At 61.3% G+C, this 16,596-nt stretch carries 12 protein-coding genes; 4 read left to right on the forward strand and 8 right to left on the reverse strand.

The features are described 5' to 3' along the window. Window positions 1–3 precede the first annotated feature (3 nt). The 3 genes from HBR93_RS03360 to HBR93_RS03370 all read left to right on the forward strand — a co-directional run bounded on the left by HBR93_RS03360 (window position 4) and on the right by HBR93_RS03370 (window position 2,438). Entirely contained in the window at window positions 4–816 is an 813-nt protein-coding gene (locus tag HBR93_RS03360; RefSeq protein ID WP_057438989.1) for a zinc-dependent peptidase, read from the forward strand. Window positions 817–927: 111 nt separating this feature from the next. After that, a complete protein-coding gene (ppa, locus tag HBR93_RS03365) occupies window positions 928–1,455 on the forward strand; it encodes an inorganic diphosphatase (protein WP_003176323.1) in 528 nt (175 codons plus the stop codon). 224 nt (window positions 1,456–1,679) lie between these two features. Further along, window positions 1,680–2,438 (forward strand): XRE family transcriptional regulator, encoded by a 759-nt coding sequence (locus HBR93_RS03370; protein ID WP_115129089.1) that lies wholly within the window; start codon window positions 1,680–1,682, stop codon window positions 2,436–2,438. 332 nt (window positions 2,439–2,770) lie between these two features. Here HBR93_RS03370 and HBR93_RS03375 read toward each other — a convergent pair whose 3' ends face one another. Genes HBR93_RS03375 through HBR93_RS03385 form a run of 3 tightly spaced genes read right to left on the reverse strand, consistent with a single transcriptional unit; the run spans window position 2,771 to window position 7,344 of the window. Continuing rightward, window positions 2,771–3,508 (reverse strand): transporter substrate-binding domain-containing protein, encoded by a 738-nt coding sequence (locus HBR93_RS03375; protein ID WP_169959818.1) that lies wholly within the window; start codon window positions 3,506–3,508, stop codon window positions 2,771–2,773. After that, entirely contained in the window at window positions 3,498–4,712 is a 1,215-nt protein-coding gene (gene prpF, locus HBR93_RS03380) for a 2-methylaconitate cis-trans isomerase PrpF (protein ID WP_169959819.1), read from the reverse strand. Before prpF ends, HBR93_RS03375 begins: the two co-directional genes overlap by 11 nt. 31 nt (window positions 4,713–4,743) lie before the next feature. After that, entirely contained in the window at window positions 4,744–7,344 is a 2,601-nt protein-coding gene (locus tag HBR93_RS03385; protein ID WP_262377243.1) for an aconitate hydratase, read from the reverse strand. Between the two features lie 213 nt (window positions 7,345–7,557). On the opposite strand from HBR93_RS03385, the gene HBR93_RS03390 reads away from it, so the two are divergent. Continuing rightward, complete coding sequence (locus HBR93_RS03390) at window positions 7,558–8,445, forward strand: GntR family transcriptional regulator (protein WP_169959821.1); 888 nt, start codon at window positions 7,558–7,560, stop codon at window positions 8,443–8,445. Between the two features lie 66 nt (window positions 8,446–8,511). Here the strand turns inward: HBR93_RS03390 and HBR93_RS03395 are convergent, their stop codons facing one another. From HBR93_RS03395 to HBR93_RS03415, 5 genes are all read right to left on the reverse strand, one after another. Next, window positions 8,512–9,885, reverse strand: coding sequence for a DUF1329 domain-containing protein (locus HBR93_RS03395; RefSeq protein WP_115129093.1), 1,374 nt, complete (start codon window positions 9,883–9,885; stop codon window positions 8,512–8,514). A 60-nt stretch (window positions 9,886–9,945) separates the two neighbouring features. Further along, window positions 9,946–11,931: a DUF1302 domain-containing protein gene (locus HBR93_RS03400; RefSeq protein ID WP_081044311.1), complete on the reverse strand. Its 1,986-nt coding sequence runs from the start codon at window positions 11,929–11,931 to the stop codon at window positions 9,946–9,948. Window positions 11,932–11,985: 54 nt separating this feature from the next. Further along, on the reverse strand, window positions 11,986–13,296 hold the full coding sequence (locus HBR93_RS03405) for a phospholipase (RefSeq protein WP_169959822.1): 1,311 nt from the start codon (window positions 13,294–13,296) through the stop codon (window positions 11,986–11,988). A gap of 107 nt (window positions 13,297–13,403) precedes the next feature. Further along, window positions 13,404–14,993 carry an FGGY-family carbohydrate kinase gene (locus tag HBR93_RS03410; protein WP_057438979.1) on the reverse strand — a complete coding sequence of 530 codons (1,590 nt, stop codon included), beginning with the start codon at window positions 14,991–14,993 and terminating at the stop codon, window positions 13,404–13,406. 10 nt (window positions 14,994–15,003) lie between these two features. Continuing rightward, complete coding sequence (locus HBR93_RS03415; RefSeq protein WP_169959823.1) at window positions 15,004–16,593, reverse strand: glycerol-3-phosphate dehydrogenase/oxidase; 1,590 nt, start codon at window positions 16,591–16,593, stop codon at window positions 15,004–15,006. Window positions 16,594–16,596: the final 3 nt, after the last annotated feature.

A 16,596-nucleotide genomic window follows, 5' to 3' on the forward strand; every position in this document is an offset into this window, starting at 1 on the left:
GCCATGTGGTCCCTCAGCGCCTGGCGTCGCCGGCGCCTCCTGGCCAAGCACCCGGTTGCCGATGAAACGTGGCAACGGGTGCGCCATCACCTGACCTTCCTCGACGGCATCAGCGCCGAACAGGACCAATGGTTACGTGAGGCCAGCGTGCTGTTCCTCGCCGAAAAACACCTGACTGCCCTGCCCGGCGTCGATCTGCACCAGGAACAACGCCTGCTGCTCGCCGCCCAGGCCCAACTGCCGCTGATGAACCTGGGCGAGTTGGAGTGGTACCAGGGCTTCCATGAAATCATTCTCTACCCCGATGACTTTCGCAGCCCCCAGCGCCATCGCGACGCCAGCGGCGTGGAACATGAATGGGATGGCGAGCACAGCGGCGAAGCCTGGCAGCAAGGCCCGGTGATCCTCGCCTGGCCGGGCGTACTGGCCAGCGGCAACTGGGAAGGCTACAACCTGGTGATCCACGAACTGGCGCATAAGCTCGACATGCTCAATGGCGACGCCAACGGCCTGCCGCCGCTGCACAGCGACATGCGCGTCCAGGAGTGGGCCAGCGTGATGCAGAGCGCGTTTGATGACCTCAACCGCCAGCTCGACCACAACCCCGACGCCGAAACTGCCATCGACCCGTACGCCGCGGAAAACCCGGCAGAGTTTTTTGCGGTCACCAGCGAATATTTTTTCAGCGCCCCGGATTTGCTGGTGGACAGTTATCCACAGGTCTACGGGCAACTGAGCCAGTTTTACCGCCAGGATCCACTGGCACGCCTGAAACATCTGCAAGCCAGCGACCCGCGCTATCAGACTGAAGGCTAAGTACCGTACGACGTCTGGCGCGTGGCATCGGCGCAGGAATATGCCTATAATCGCCGCCACTTTTAGGCCAATCCGGCCAATTTACTTGGCCAACTACGGGGGCAACGCCCAATGAGCTACAGCAAGATTCCGGCTGGCAAAGACCTGCCGAACGACATCTACGTCGCCATCGAGATTCCGGCCAACCATGCGCCGATCAAGTACGAAATCGACAAAGACAGCGACTGCCTGTTCGTTGACCGTTTCATGGCCACCCCGATGTTCTACCCGGCCAACTACGGTTTTATCCCCAACACCCTGGCTGACGACGGCGACCCCCTCGACGTGCTGGTCGTGACCCCTTACCCGGTCACCCCAGGCTCGGTCATCCGCGCCCGCCCGGTTGGCATCCTGAACATGACCGACGACGGCGGCGGCGATGCCAAAGTCATCGCAGTGCCACACGACAAGCTGTCCCAACTGTACGTCGATGTGAAGGAATACACCGACCTGCCGCCGCTGTTGCTGGAGCAGATCAAGCACTTCTTCGAGAACTACAAAGACCTCGAAAAAGGCAAATGGGTGAAGATCGACGGTTGGGGCAACGCAGACGCCGCCCGTGCCGAGATCATGAAGTCGGTAGCTGCCTACAAAGGCTGATACCGCTACTCATTGCCACGGCAATCTAAAAAAGCCCCGATCACTCGGGGCTTTTTTGTGGGAAAAAATAAACAACAAGTTCAATTAAATAAACAAAACAACAACTAACGTTTAACTAGACAGAATCTGGCCAAGATTTTACTTGCAATAAGGAAACACCTACATACACCAACTCAACGCATGGTTTATTTGATCTTGTTTTCCGGACAGTAAACTCTGCGTTTATGAATACATCAGGTGATCGCTTAAGAATGTTACTTCGGGAAGTTCATCTTTCCGCATCCGACTTCGCCAAGAATCGCGACGTCACGCCCCAGCATGTGAACAACTGGTTCAAGCGCGGCGTGCCCTTGGCCCGGCTCGACGAAATAGCAGAACTGCTGTGTGTCACCAGCCGCTGGCTACGTACCGGCGAAGGCCCTAAACACCCGCCGACCAACCTCCAGCTGGAAGGCCCCAACCACGGAAACAGCGCTGCCGCCCGTGAAGACTGCGGCCATTACCTCTGCGGCCCCAACAGCGGCCCGGAAAAGATCGACGTGGAGATCCCCCTCCACGCCTCATTCAACTCCCAGGAAAGCCTGCGCCTCTCCCTGCGCACCCTGGAACAACTCAACGTCACCGCCGACCGCGCCCTGGGGGCCTACATGGTCGGCAACAGCATGATCGACATCATCCAAGATGGCGCCATCCTCGCCATCGACCGCGGCCGCACCCAAATCATCGACGGCGAAATCTACGCCCTCGAACACCACGGCATGCTGCGCATCAAATACCTCTACAACCGCCCCGGCGGCGGCCTGCGCATGCGCAGCCACAACAACAGCGAACACCCCGACGAATTCCTGACCTACGACCAGCGCTTCGAGCAAAACGTACACATCCTGGGCTGGGTATTCTGGTGGTCCACCCTCAACAACCGCCGCCCACCGGTCCCGCTGGACGAACACTTGATAGGCTACGACGGCTCTAAATCAGACTAGACGCTGGGAAACTGCGGGGAATGTGAGTATCATGCGCGGCACATTTGGCAGGGGTTGGCGTGAAGCCAGCACACCCTGCCCGGCGATGCGGAGGAGTTCCCGCTGATGCCCCCCCTCTATCACTTGGGCGAGCGCTTGAGTGAACGATTGAAGGCTGGTGAGGTTTACCAAAAATAGACTTAACCAGTCCCCGAGAAGCCGGCCACAAGCCGGCTTTTTAATTGCCCAAAATAAACCTATCCCCTCCTCCGAGACATTCAGCCTCCCCCCCAAACCTCGATTTGCCCACCCCCTTGGCGCCAACAAAGATGCACTCGCTAACTAGCCACAGTTCAAATAGTCGGCACCACAACACGTACATCGCCTTGCCCACTATCAGCTAACAACTTGGCCACAAAACCACGCCTCACGAGACGGCAGATGAAGTCTTCGATGTATTCAGCCGCAATTCTGCGTGCCTTCGGAACAGCCATCGCCTGGCGAATTTCCGTGAAGTTGTCTTTCAGTACCCTGACCCCTGTGGTTGAGTTTGCAAACCGCTCCAAAGGCTGTCTGACCCCGGCCGCTGCTTCCAGCCCCCGCTGTAAAAAGAGGTCGACGGCACTTGCAGAGGTGTCCGCTCGAACAAGCTCAGCATGTTGCAGGGTGCGTGACAGGTACAGGTCATACGCAGCACCTCGGCCGACAGAAATTCTGTGGCCTTGCATATCCAAATCAGATGCACGTTCGAAAGGGCTTGCTGCATGAACGAGGTAGGTGCCATCGATGCTCACATAGGGACTGGAGAAGCAGATCTTTTGCGCTCGTACAGGCTCGATAGCCAGAAACGCCAAATCCCAAATCCCCTCCTCCAAGACCGCGAACACTTTCCCAGCCGCGTCGTATGGCATCAGGTTGACTGCAATCCCCAACTCCTTCGCCAACTCGTTCGCGAGTGCAACCGAGACGCCTCCCAATCGGCCAGTGACCGCATCGCGCTGGGCCAAAACGGGATTACCCAAGTTGATCGCCACTTGCAGTTCACCACTTGGCGCTAAATCATTTCGTACTGCAGCCATATCAACGTTCATGGTTGCTCGCCTTAGCCGCCATGGAACATGGCTGAGCACGTCGATGCATAGGGTCAACAAGGAGTTCGGGGAGGCATACCCAGCCTTCCATCAGTCGGCGTGCACTCCGGCTCATCACTGCTTTTTCAACCAGCCAGGCGCCATCTTCCAGGACGGTTTTCGCGCCGACCGCGACGCTGCCGGCGGTATGCCCCATGCGCACCTGGCGATCGCCGGTATTGCCGACGATGCGATTGACCAAGGTGCCATCAAGCGCTGCGGCAACTGCCACGGCAACCGCTCCTGTGCCAGTGATCGCATGGTGAAGCTTGCCCATTGAAAGTATTCGCGCAATCACATCGATGTCCTCAGGCTCAACCTGCTTACCCCCGGCGGCTTTGTAGGGTTGCGGCCTGGCAACCAGGCAAAGCTTCGGCGTATGAGGACGCCACCGTGTTGCTTCGTCAGCACTCGCGGCCAAGCCCATGGCTACAGTGCAATGCGCGCGAATGGTCTCCAGCCGGGCAAGTAACTGCGTATCACCGTTGACCTGGTCTTGTGTCTCGGTTCCCTTCAAGCCCACCTGCTGCGCGTCTATAAAGATTGTCGGATTGCCGGCATTCAGCAATGTCACTGCAAGTTTACCGAGGCCAGGTACTTGCAGTTCGTCGACGGCATTCCCCGTTGGAAGAAGGCTGCCGTCTGCACCACCGGGGTTGAGAAACTCCAGAACGACTTCCGCTGCCGGAAATGCCACGCCGTCGAGCATGAAGTCGCCCTCTTCCTGGACTTCGCCGTCGCGCATCGGAACATAAGCAATGATTCTTTTCTGGATGTTGGCCTGCCAGATACGAACAACGGCCATGCCATCAAGCGGTGCCTCGACGAGACCTTGGGATATCGCGTAGGGGCCAACCGCCGCACTCAGATTTCCACAGTTACCAGACCAGTCGATGACCGCCGTCTCGATGGCGGGTGCACCAAACAGATAGTCGACATCACAGTCGTCACGCCTGGATTGACCGATGATCACCACCTTACTGGTACTGGAAGTGGCGCCGCCCATGCCATCTATCTGCTTGCCATACACATCGGGGCTGCCGATCACCCGCAGAAGGATGGCATCCCGCTCAGCACCTGCGGGCGGCAGGTGCTCCTCAAGAAAGAAAACGCCCTTGCTCGAGCCACCACGCATGTAAACGGCAGGAATACGTCTTTGGGTCATTCTAGTTTTACTCCAGCGAATCAGCGTTGCATCAGTTGAGGGAGGCGCTCTGCATACTTTCGATCAGCAGCTGCGGCAGCAAACCACCGCAGCGCAAGTAGCGAACGTCTTCGAAGGTGTCCAGGCGGCTCAAGACCGACACCCGCTCTTTCTCGCCATTCTCACGCTCGATCAGGAGAGTGATTTTTGCGCCCGGCTGGAAGTCTTGGGTGATGCCTTCAACGCTGAATAATTCGCGTCCGTTCAAGCCCAGGCTCTGGCGAGAAACACCGTCTTCAAACTGCAAAGGCAAAATGCCGAGACCCGCCAGGTTGGTGCGGTGAATGCGTTCGAAGCTTTCGGCCACGACCACCCGCACGCCTAACAGGCGCGGGCCCTTTGCCGCCCAGTCACGGGAAGAACCGCTGCCGTACTCTTTGCCGGCCACAACGATCAGCGGCTGCTTGCGCTGTGCGTAAATCTGCGCGGCCTGGAAAATCGTGGTGACTTTTTTCTCGGGCAGAAGCAATGTCCACGGGCCTTCACGGCCATCTTCAAGCAGTTCGTTTTTCAGGCGGGGGCTTGCGAAGGTCGCACGCTGCGCGGCCTCATGGTTGCCACGGCGAGTGCCATATGAGTTGAAGTCCTGTACCGCGATGCCGTGGGACTGCAAGTATTGACCCGCATCGCTTTCTGGAAGAATCGCGCCAGAGGGCGAGATGTGATCGGTGGTGATGTTGTCCGAGAGCATGGCCAGCACACGCATGTTGCTGAGGTCCTGGGTGGTGTCTGTCGCACTCACCGCATCACTCCAGTAGGGAGGTTTGCGGATGTAGGTGCTGTTGGCCTGCCAGGGATACTGATCGCTAACGCCGGCGCGCAGATCGCTGGCAATCAAGCCCGCTTCACGGGGAACATCTTCATAGGCCTTGTCGAACAAATCGGCAGTCAGATTATCGGCTTCGATTTGCGTCAGTTCCTCATCGCTCGGCCACAGTTCGTGGAGATAGACCGGCACGCCATCGTCGTCGAGACCCAATGCATCTTTTTCCGGGTCGATCAGGTAGGTACCTGCAATCGCGTACGCAACGATCAGCGGCGCAGACATGATGAAGACTTCGCGGGCCAACGGGTGAACACGCCCTTCAAAGTTACGATTGCCGGAAGTAGCGGCCACGGTTTCCAGCTTGCGAGCCCGAATTTCGTCTTCGATTTCGGTACTGAGCAACGGGCCGGACATACCGTTGCAGGTCGTGCAGCCATAGCCGACCAGGTTGAAACCTAACGCATCCAGGTCCTCATTCAAGCCAGACCGCTCAAGATAGTCCGACACCACCCTCGAACCCGGGGCGAAGGACGTCTTAACCCAAGGCGCTCTTTTCAATCCACGCTTGCGGGCGTTACGTGCAACCAGCCCAGCAGCAATCACTCCACGGGGGTTGGACGTATTGGTGCAACTGGTGATGGCGGCGAGCACCACAGAGCCATTATCCAGGCCGCCAGGCAGTTGGGTAGCAGGCGCCTTTTGCCCCAGCACAATACGCTGGTGAGGCTGCTTCGGCCCGGCAATCGAGCGCGCGACGGTGCTGAGATCAAGGGTCACGACCCGGTTGTATTCAACGCCCGCGAGACTGTCATGCCACAGACCCTGTGCACGCGCATACGCCTCGGTGAGGCCGGAAATCTCACCGCCACGCCCGGTCATACGAAGGTAGTGAAGCGTGCGATCATCAATTGCGAACATTGCCGCTGTCGCACCGAATTCCGGCGCCATGTTCGATAAGGTTCCCCGGTCTGCCAGCGACAGTTGCGCGACACCCGGGCCGAAGAACTCCAGGAAAGCACCGATAACCCCCGCTTTACGAAGTTGCTCAGTCAACGCCAGCGCGATGTCCGTCGCAAGATAGCCCCCAGGCAAGTTGCCCTCCAGGCGTACCCCGACAATGTCCGGCAATCGCAGCATCAGCGATTTGCCCAGCATCGCAGCTTCGGCTTCGATCCCCCCAACCCCCCAGCCCAATACGCCAATGGCGTTAATCATCGTTGTATGGCTGTCGGTACCTACCAGCGTATCCGGGAAAGCCCACAGCTCATTGCCACGGCGCTGAGTACCCACGACGGTGGTCAGGCGCTCAAGGTTGATCTGGTGCAGGATGCCTTTGCCCGAGGGAATGATCGAAAGATTGCTGAACGCCTTGTTGCACCAGTCCAGGAACTGGAAACGCTCGGCATTGCGTACGCGCTCGATGGCCTCGTTATCGGCCTGCGCGCTGGCATCGCCCCAACGCTCGACATTGAGTGAGTGATCCACAACAAGGTGAGTGGGGGTGACAGGGTTCACCAGGCGCGGGTTGCCACCTTTCTCGGCGACGGCATCTCTCAACCCGGCAAGGTCGACCAGTGCCGGCGTGCCCAACAAATCCTGCAGCACAACCCTGGCCGGTCGAAACGGAATGTCGAATTCTTTGGAGCGTGCACAAATCACTTTCAGTGCGGCTTCAGGATCAGTCTCGCCACGCAAAACGTTCTCGGCCAGGATTCGCAAGCTGTAGGGCAGCGTTGCGTAATCACCCCCCAGATCAGTTACAACCCCACGGATATCGCTGACACGGTACTCGACTCCGTTGGCGCTAACGGTTCGACGCTTTGACATAGGCATTGGCTAATCCTCACAGGCTGCACGGGCAATGTTTTTGTGAGGCGCATATTGAACTTTATCGCGATATAGATCAATCCAGGCTTTATCCGCTTCATCGTACCGGTCAAATCGGGCGCCCACCCACGCCCACGATTTCTACGGTGTGGTTAAGCTTACCGGCACGCTAGAATGGGGCTTCCATGGTCAGCTCTACTTGGTCTCGATCCGATGCCCCTAAGCCCGCTGCAAGCACGCATTGCGCGTGACATTGTTTCTCTCGTGCGTCGTGAACGCTTTGCTATCGGACATCACCTGGTTGAGTCGCAGTTGGCGGCGGCGCTGAACGTCTCGCGCACGCCGGTAAAGTTTGCGATGGGCCATTTGGTCGAAAAAGGCATGCTCACTTACGACCGCAATCGCGGCTTTTTCCTGGCCAGGTCCAGCGAGGATCTCGTCGATCTGGCCTCGCAAGTCATGGAAGGCAGTGACGATCCGCTGTACCTGAAATTTGCCGAATTGCGTCTGGGCAGGCAGCTCCCAGAGCTGTTCACCGAGATTGAATTCATGCGTCAGTTCGATGTGTCACGGGCGGCGCTGAGGGCCGTTCTATCACGCATCCAACAGGAAGGATGGATTGAACAGCGTGCCGGCCAAGGATGGCGTTTTCTCCCCATGATCGACTCAGTGGAGGCGTATGAAGAAAGCTATGCCTTGCGCGCGACCATCGAGCCATCCGGCCTGCTCTCCCCCGCATTCCTGATCGATGGTGAAACGCTGGCGGCCTGTCGCAAGCAGCAAGAGTTCATTGCCGGCGGTGGGTACTTGAGCATGACGCCTCAGGAGTTGTTCGAAGCGAACGCCCAGTTTCACGAGACGCTGGCGGGGTGTTCCGGCAATCGCTTCCTGCAACAAACGGTCCGCCGTTTAAACCAATTGCGTAGGCTTGTGGAATACCGCCAAGCCAGCACGCGAGCGCCACGCAAAGGCCAGGCCCAGGAGCATCTGGCCATTCTCGATTGCCTCGAACGAGGAGACCGCCTTGCAGCAGCCGACCAAATGCGCAAACACCTGGAACAGGCTCGGTGCAAGAAAGTAGATCCAGCGCTGTTCGAATAGCCCCGGCCTGGACGGTCCCTCACAGAGCTGCGCTCGCCTGCGCAGCTCTCTCAAATCCCGATAGACCTACCGCGTGCCCCGCAAGCGCAACGCCGACGGCATAAAGTAAGAATCCTCAGGAATCGCCTGGCCAAAATCCACCGTCTGCGGTTCTTCGTTATCCAGGTTCTGCACGTAATAACGCCGTGCCTGCAGGTCATGGAACACATCCAATGCGCTCCAGGTCGTGGGCAGGTCGTAGAAGTTCTTCAGGTAGGCCATCGACACCCGCCACAGTTCACCGCGGCCGTCGTACTGATCAACCACCGCTGCGCCCCAGCTGTCTTCATCGAGGTACAGCACGCGTTTGGAGTACAGGTGACGCGCCGTCGGTTTCAGGGTGCCTTCGACAACCCACACACGGTGCAGCTCGTAGCGCGTGTATTGCGGGTTGAGGTGTCCGACCTTGAGCAGGTCGGCGTATTTCACGTCGGCGCTGGCGACTTTGTAGTTGTTGTAGGGGATGTAGATTTCCTTCTTGCCCAGCAGTTTCCAGTCATAACGATCCGGCGAGCCGTTGAACATGTCGGTGTCGTCCGCCGTGCGCAGGCCATCGGAGGATGAGATCGGTGTGTCGTAGGCCAGGTTCGGCGCGCGGCGTACGCGGCGTTGGCCGGCGTCGTAGATCCAGGCTTGGCGCGCGTCTTTGATCTGGTCGAGGGTCTCGTGCACCAGGGTCGCGCCACCGGCCAGGCGGGCCGGGCTTTTTACGAAGGTCAGGTAGTAGAACAGGATGTTCTTCAGGTCGGCGTACTGCCCGCCCTGCCGGTAATAGTTAAACAACCCTTCCTGCTGCGACGTGACCAGGGCGAAGCTGCCATTGCGCTGCACGGGCGCTTCCGAAGCACGGCGGACCACGTAGGTGCCGCGATAGCGGGTGATGTGGTTCCACAGTGCTTCCACACCGTTTTGCGGAATGGGGAATGGCACGCCGCCAAAGGCGTCGGCGAAGCCGGTGCCGCCGTCCAGCAGCTTGGCGCTGGTGGCGTTCTTGAAGGTGTTGTCATACACCCACTGGGGCGCCGAGCCAGAACGCCGGCTTGGGTAGATGGGCATCTGGAAGGTGTCGGGGTAGCTGTTGAACAAGGCGATCTCGCCCGCCGTCAGGTTGGCCTTGTACTGTTCCAGGTTAGCCTTGGTGATGGTGAACAGCGGCTTGTCGCCGGCAAAAGGGTCGACATGGTGTTTACCCTTTTCATAGCCCTTGGGGGCCTGGGTGATCCCACCTTCCCAGGTCGGGATGGTGCCGGCGGCATTGCCCGCGCGCTCGGCGCCGAGCGGTGTGAGCTGGGCCTTGAGCTGTTGTGCATCCTGGGGCGAGAGCGCAGCAAGCGCGTTGCCGGCGGCCAGGCCGAGGGCCAGGGCCAGGCTGGCGGTGAGTATTCGAGGTGTGTGGAACATGGCGAATCTCCAAAAAAACGAGGGCGGGCAGCCGCCCTCGCGCCGCAGCACGGCAGCGGCTTACAGGAAGTACTTGAGGTTGAAACCGATGTTGTCGCGGTCGCGGATCACGTTGTTCTGGCCGCCACCAAAGAACTCGGTGTATTGCAGCTCGGCTTCCAGCTTGTTCTGGTAGTTGGCCTTGAGCCCCAGGGTGTAAGCCTTGCGTCCCTCGATGTAGTTGCCGGCCTGATAGGAGTTGCCCTTGAAGTCGTCCTTGTAGACCGCGTAGGGCGACAGGTTGACCCCGGCGAACACGTCGTTCCAGGTGCCGTTGAACATCACCGTATAGCTGTAGGAATCACGGCTGACCTGGTCATCACGCTCACCACCAGACACATAAGAGGTGTTGCCGCTGCCCGCGTAGTAGCGGGTGCTGCCATCGTAGGCCTGGTACTTCAGGCTGCTGCCGCGCAGGTGCTCGGAGGCCAGTTCGAACACGCCGAACAGCGAGTCGAAGCTCAGGCCCGGGCCGAAGTTGTAGATGCTGCCCAGCGAGGTGTTGAAGGCCTCGACGCGCTCGGAGTTGTCGATCTGGCTGTTGAGGTTGACCATCTGCCCGCCGACATTGATGAACTGCCCGCCCGCCGCCGCGCCGGCGCCATTGGCCAGGTCGCCGATCAGGTCGTTGGTCGCGGCGATACCAATCGGCAGGTTCGGCCGGTAGGCCAGCTCGCCAAACACCGAGGCCTTGCCCAGGGTGGTGTTGAAGCTGAAGCCATACATGCGGATGTCTTCGGCATAACGCCGGTGCGCCTGGATATTGCCCATTACATCCACCGTCGCCAGGCCATTGGCCAAGGCCGCGGCCTGGCTGCCGGCCACCGACGACAGCATGCTGGTCAGCGCCGCCATGTCGATGCCCTTGTAACCCGCCAGGTCTGCGGCGATGGTCGGCTCCTTGGCGTGGTAGTTGACCAGGTACAGGCCGAACTCGGTGCTGTTGAGTTCCTCGGCGATGTAGCGGAAGGCAAAGCCGTACTGGCCATCGTTGCGCGCGTTGTAGTCCTTGCCGATGGACGCCACCTTGAGGGTGTTGCCGTAGGCCGGGGTCATGCCGTTGGCATACAGCCCGGTACTGCGCAGCATGCCGCCGAACATCGGGTTGTTGCCCAGGGCGTCGTATAACCCGATGACGTTGCCGCCGATGGGCGTCGGGGTGTCGAGGGCGCTGCCGGTGAAGTTGTTGTACCCCGTGCGGCCGCCATCGGCGAACAGGTCGCTCTGGGAATAGAAGGTGCCGACCGGGTCGATGCGGGTCTCCTTCCAGTTCCACTGATAGAAGCTCTCCATCGACAGGTTGTCGCTCAAGCCAATATTGAAGCTGATGGCTTCCACCGGCATCAGCACTTCCTTGACCTCGGCGCCCGGCAGGCGGTACTTGGCCGCGTCCACCGGGTTGGTGGTATTGACCCCGCCGCGATAGAAAATGCCCTCGCCCCAGTTGAACACCTGGCGCCCCAGGCGCGCGGTCAGAGGCATCTGGCCAACGTCCCAGTTGCCATAGATGTAGGAGTCGAGAATCTCCACACGGCTACCGGCAATGTCGCGGGTCTGGTCGGTGAAGTGGTCATCCTGGGGATGGCTCTGGCTGGGTTGCGACGGGCTGTTGTTGCGGTAGTAGTCGTTGCGCTTGTCCATGATCTGGGTGTCATAGAACCCCGTGCCACGCACGAACAGCCCGTAGTTCTGATAGTTGGCTTCCAGCTCCGAAGTGATCTTGTACACCTCGGAAACCAGCCCGGTATCGAAGTTGCGATTGCCGTCGTTGGTGTTGACGTCGTCGTTGCCCTTGTCACGCCCCTGCACCCGCCACAGACGCCCATAAGACAGGGTGCTGTCGAACGAGCCGGTGACCTGGTTGTCCAGCACGCTGAACTCCATGGCCTGCACGGTCCCGCCGCTGCACAGTTGCAACAGACCTACCAGGCCGACGCCCGCCCCAGTGGATGTGATGGACCATTTACCCTCGGATCCCGAGCCTTGCGCGCGCACTGTGGTGCTCATTACCGTCTCTCCCCTGCAACCTTTTTTGTTGTTATTGCACTGCGTTGTCTGTTGTTACTGCGCCGGCGCCGGGCGGTCGAGACCAGCCCTGACGTAGTTGCGACTGTGGGCGCCAAAGTGGCGTAGCAACTGCACCAACTGTTCGTTGAGCCGGGCATGGTCGTAGCGTTCGGCGGGCAACTGGTTGCCGGCACTGAAGCTCTGGGTCGCCCCGGGCGTGGTCAGCCACTGGCCGATGGCCTCGTCGAACGCCACGGCCTGGGCATCCGCCTGGGCACTGACCACTTGGCGCAGGTAGTCCGTCGAGTAAGCCGGGTAATCGGCGTCCTGAGTGGCGTCGGCATAGGCCGTCAGCATCGGGTTATCCGCCCCCGTCAGCAGCAGGTGGCGCAGCCAGGCGAACTGGTAGCGCTCCACCTCGTTGTGGCGCGTGGCGACACGTTCGATCGCCGCCCGCTTGTCGCTGTCGTAGCCGGCCAGGGCCTTGCCTTCCATCAGCAGCATGCTGGTCAAGTCATCGCCCGGCAGAGTGGTGGCGTGATACGGCTGGGTCAGGTCCTGCAGGTAGTGCATGCCCCATCCGAGGAAGCGATAGCCCCAGTAGGGATGGCCATTGGCGAAGGCAAAACGCGCCAGACCGAAGTACTGGTAGGCCCGCCAGTCCGGCCAGTTGCGCAACAGGAAAGGCGCGGCGACATAGACCACCGCGCTCTCGTGAAAGAAGCCCATATGAAACGGCGCCTGGGAGCTGTACTGGAAGCGCGCGTCGCCAAACGACTGCACACCGAAGCCATAGAGTGCGCCGACCGCCCCTGGGTTATCGCTGAACAGGTTGATATCGTGGCCGTAGTCCGGCTCGTCCGCGGCGGTTGCCAGCACGGCCAGCGGCGCGACCGTCTGCCCCGGCTGCAGTTGGATAAAGCGCTGGCGATTCCACGGCGAGAGGGTCTGTTCGACCATCACTTCGGTGGCCTTGAGCTGCGGGCGCCCAGCCAGGTCCTCGCCGGGCATGGGCTGGATCACCTGGGCCAGGTGGATCTGTGGGTTGACCCGCAGGGCCATGAGCAAGTCCCGGCGCAGATCGGCCCCAGGCTGCGGCGCCAGACGCAGGTTGTCGGGGCGCGGCGGGTAGTCGGGAAAGTGCTTGCGGGCGAAGTTTTCCTGCTCGTCCAGCAAGGCCACCAGCCCTGGGTACTGCTCGGACACAAACTGCTCAAGGGACTCGACCGCCATCTCGGGCGCCTCGCGCAACGCGGGCAAATCCCGCAGGGCCAGGTAGCTGCCCACGCTGTGATTGGACCATGCACCGGCCCCAGGCGACAGACTGCACAGCCCCAGGCACAGCAGCAACGACGGCAACTTCATGGCTTTACGCTCTTTTTGTAGATGCGTTCAGCCTAACAATCCGGGTATCCCCCGACACTGTCCGATCTTGCCAAAACGACTCTCCAATAGCGCCATACAGCCTGGGCCTACGCCGGGTAGCCGGTAATCTCGCGGATGCTCTGGTACAGCGGCTTGAGCTGGCGATACATGTGCAGGTAGACCTCGCGGTACAAGCGGTCGTACATCTGTTGCGCCTCGGGCTGGGGCATGAACACCTCGGCGGTGCGGGTCATGGCGGCGATGGCGGTATCGAAGTCCGGGTACAGCCCAAGCCCCACCGCACAGGCAATCGCCGCCCCCAGCCCGGACGCCTCGTAGACATGCGGACGCTCGGCGGGCAGGCCGAAGATATCGGCGGTCAGTTGCATCGCCGCGTCGCTCTGGGAACCGCCACCGGCCACGCGCAAGCGCTTGATCGACAGTTTCGACCGGCGCTCGATACGCTCCTTGCCCTGGCGCAAGGCATAGGCCAGCCCCTCGAGGATCGCCCGGTAGATATGGGCACGGGTGTGCACGTCGCCAAAGCCGATCATCGCGCCCTTGGCCTCTACACCCGGCTCGCGGATGCCCGGCGACCAGTAGGGTTGCAGGGTCAGGCCCATGGAGCCGGGCGGCACCGCGTTGACCAGCGCATCGAACAGTTGCTCCGGTTCCAGGCCCTGCTCCCGGGCCTGCTGCATTTCCCGCAGGCCGAACTCGTTCTTGAACCAGCTGACCATCCAGTAGCCGCGATAGATCATCACTTCGCAGTTGTAGTGATCGGGGATCGCCGCCGGATACGGCGGGATCAGCGGCACTATCTCCAGGTAGCGCGAGCGGGTAGTGGTGATGGTCGCCGTGGTGCCGTAGGACAGGCACGCGGTCGTCGCCTCCACCACGCCGGAACCGAGCACCTCGCAGGCCTTGTCGGAGCCGGCGGCAATCAGTGGCAGGCCCTCGGGGATCCCGGTGTGGCGGCTGGCCTCGGCGGTGATGCGGCCCAGTTCTTCTCCTGGCTTATACAGGCGCGGCAACTGCTGCGCACGCACCGCCAGGGCCTGCCATTTCCAGTCCCGGGGCGCGGCCCAGCGCAGGTGCTTGAAGTCGAAGGGCAAGTAGCCCACGCAGCACCCCACCGAGTCGACAAAACGCCCGGTCAGGCGATGGCTGAGAAAGCCCGAGAGCAGCAGGAACTTGTCGGTGGCTGCCCAGATATCCGGCTGATGCTGGGCGATCCAGTTGGCCTCGGCCTGGGCGCGAAAATAGTCCACCGTGGCCTCGGCGCCGATCAACTTGAACAGCCAGCCCCACGGGCCCTTGATCCCGCCCTCGGGCTCGCACTGACGCTGGTCGAGCCAGAGGATCGCCGGGCGCAAGGCCTGGCCCTGGGCATCGACATTGATCAAGGTGCCGCGCTGGGTGGTCAGGGACACGCCACGGATCAGGCTGCGGTCGATGCCGGTCTGCGCCCACAACTGCTGGCAGGCTTCGCCCAGTTTGCGCCAGTAGTAATCCGGATCCTGCTCGGCCCAGCCGGGCTGCGTGGAGTAGTAGGCCTGCAACTCGACCTTGCCTTTGCCCAGCAGATTGCCCTGCAAGTCGAACAACAGCGCGCGGACACTCTGGGTGCCGTTGTCGATCGCCAGCACATAGTGTTTGTCGGGGGAATTGTTATCCACGAAGCTCTCTTTATTCATGACGCGCTCTTCAGATCGAGGCGGACGGGACGCTGTGATGGCGTTGCCAGAGTTGCAGGTAGCGCGGCTGTTCCTGTTCCCAGCGCGTGTCGTCCCAGCCCAGGCGCGGCTGACATAGCCGGCGGATGTCTGGCAGGTAGTGAGCGGCGCCGTCGGGCAGTAACAACCCCAGACGGGTGCGCCGCAACAACAGGTCGTCCAGGTGCAGGACCATCTCGGCCTCGGCGGCAAACGCCAGCTCCGCCCACAAGGTATCGCTGGCGCCGACACACTCGCTGCCCAGGCTGCGTATCAGCCGGGCCAAACGTGGCAGGTCACGGCCATGGCGCCCGGCCAGACGCCTCAGGCCGGCGGCGCTCAGCCCAGGAATCGCCTGCAGTGGCACGGCCTGGAACACTGGCGCGCCGTCATCCTCCAGGGTCTTCCCGAGCATCCCGGCACAGGCCCGCAACACCTCGATGGCCTGGGGCCTGAAGGTGGTCAGCTTGCCCCCCGCCAACGTCACGCAGCCCGGCTCCTGCCACAGCACATGCTCGCGGGTTTCATTGGAGGGCTTGGCCTGGGAGTCAGCGGCGCCCACTACCGGACGCACCCCGGACCAGGTGCACAGCACGTCCGCCGCCGTTACCTCGGCCTGGGGAAATGGCTGGGCGCAGGCCTCCAGCAGGTAGTCGAGTTCTTCGCGGGTAATGCTCGCCCCGAGGTCCAGGTCCTCGCGATGATCCAGGTCGGTGGTGCCCACCACAGTGGCCCCTTCCCAGGGAAAGACGAATACCGGGCGACCGTCGCGCCGATGCATGAAACTGAAGGCGTGGGCCACCGGCAAGCGCCAGCCCGGCAACAACAAGTGGCTGCCTCGCAAGGGCCGCAACTGCCGCTGCCCACCATCCGGTTGCAGGCGTTCAGCCCAGGCGCCGGTGGCCACTGCCAGCACCGCGCAACGCACTTGCATAACGGCAGCGCCTTGCGTGTCCTCGACCTCGACCCCACACACCCGCCCGCCCTCGCGCAGCAACTGGCGCACCCGCAGGCCGTTCAGCGCCCAGGCGCCATCGGCGCGGGCCTCGGCCAACACACGCATGACCAGGCGCGCATCGTCGGTCAGCGCATCGCGAAACTGCGAAGCCCCCAGCAGCCCCGGCTCCATCAACCCCGGCGCCAGGTAGCGCAGTTGCGCAGGTTTATGAAACTGGCGGCTGCGACAACCGGCCAGGGCGTCATACAGGCGCAGCAAGCCGCCGAAGACCCGCGGTCCGGGGAACCCGCCGCGATAGTGCGGCATCAGGAAACTCATTGGCTCCACCAACCCCGGTGCTTCGCCCATCAGGCGCTGGCGCTCGCGTACCGAATCACGGGCCAGGCGCCACTGGCCCTTGGCGATGTAGCGCAGGCCGCCATGGACCATTTTCGACGAGCGGCTGGAGGTGCCCCAGGCAAAATCCCGTTGCTCCAACAGCAGGCAGCGCCAACCGCGCCGAGCCGCCTCGCGCAGGATCCCGGCGCCGCTGATACCGCCGCCAATCACGATCAAGTCCCAGGTTTCATTCGCCAGTTGCGGCAGCACGGCCGCGCGCCACTGGGCATTCCACTCATCGCTCATGGG

The sequence above is a fragment of the Pseudomonas sp. WS 5411 genome (assembly GCF_012985595.1).
Taxonomy (GTDB): domain Bacteria; phylum Pseudomonadota; class Gammaproteobacteria; order Pseudomonadales; family Pseudomonadaceae; genus Aquipseudomonas; species Aquipseudomonas shahriarae.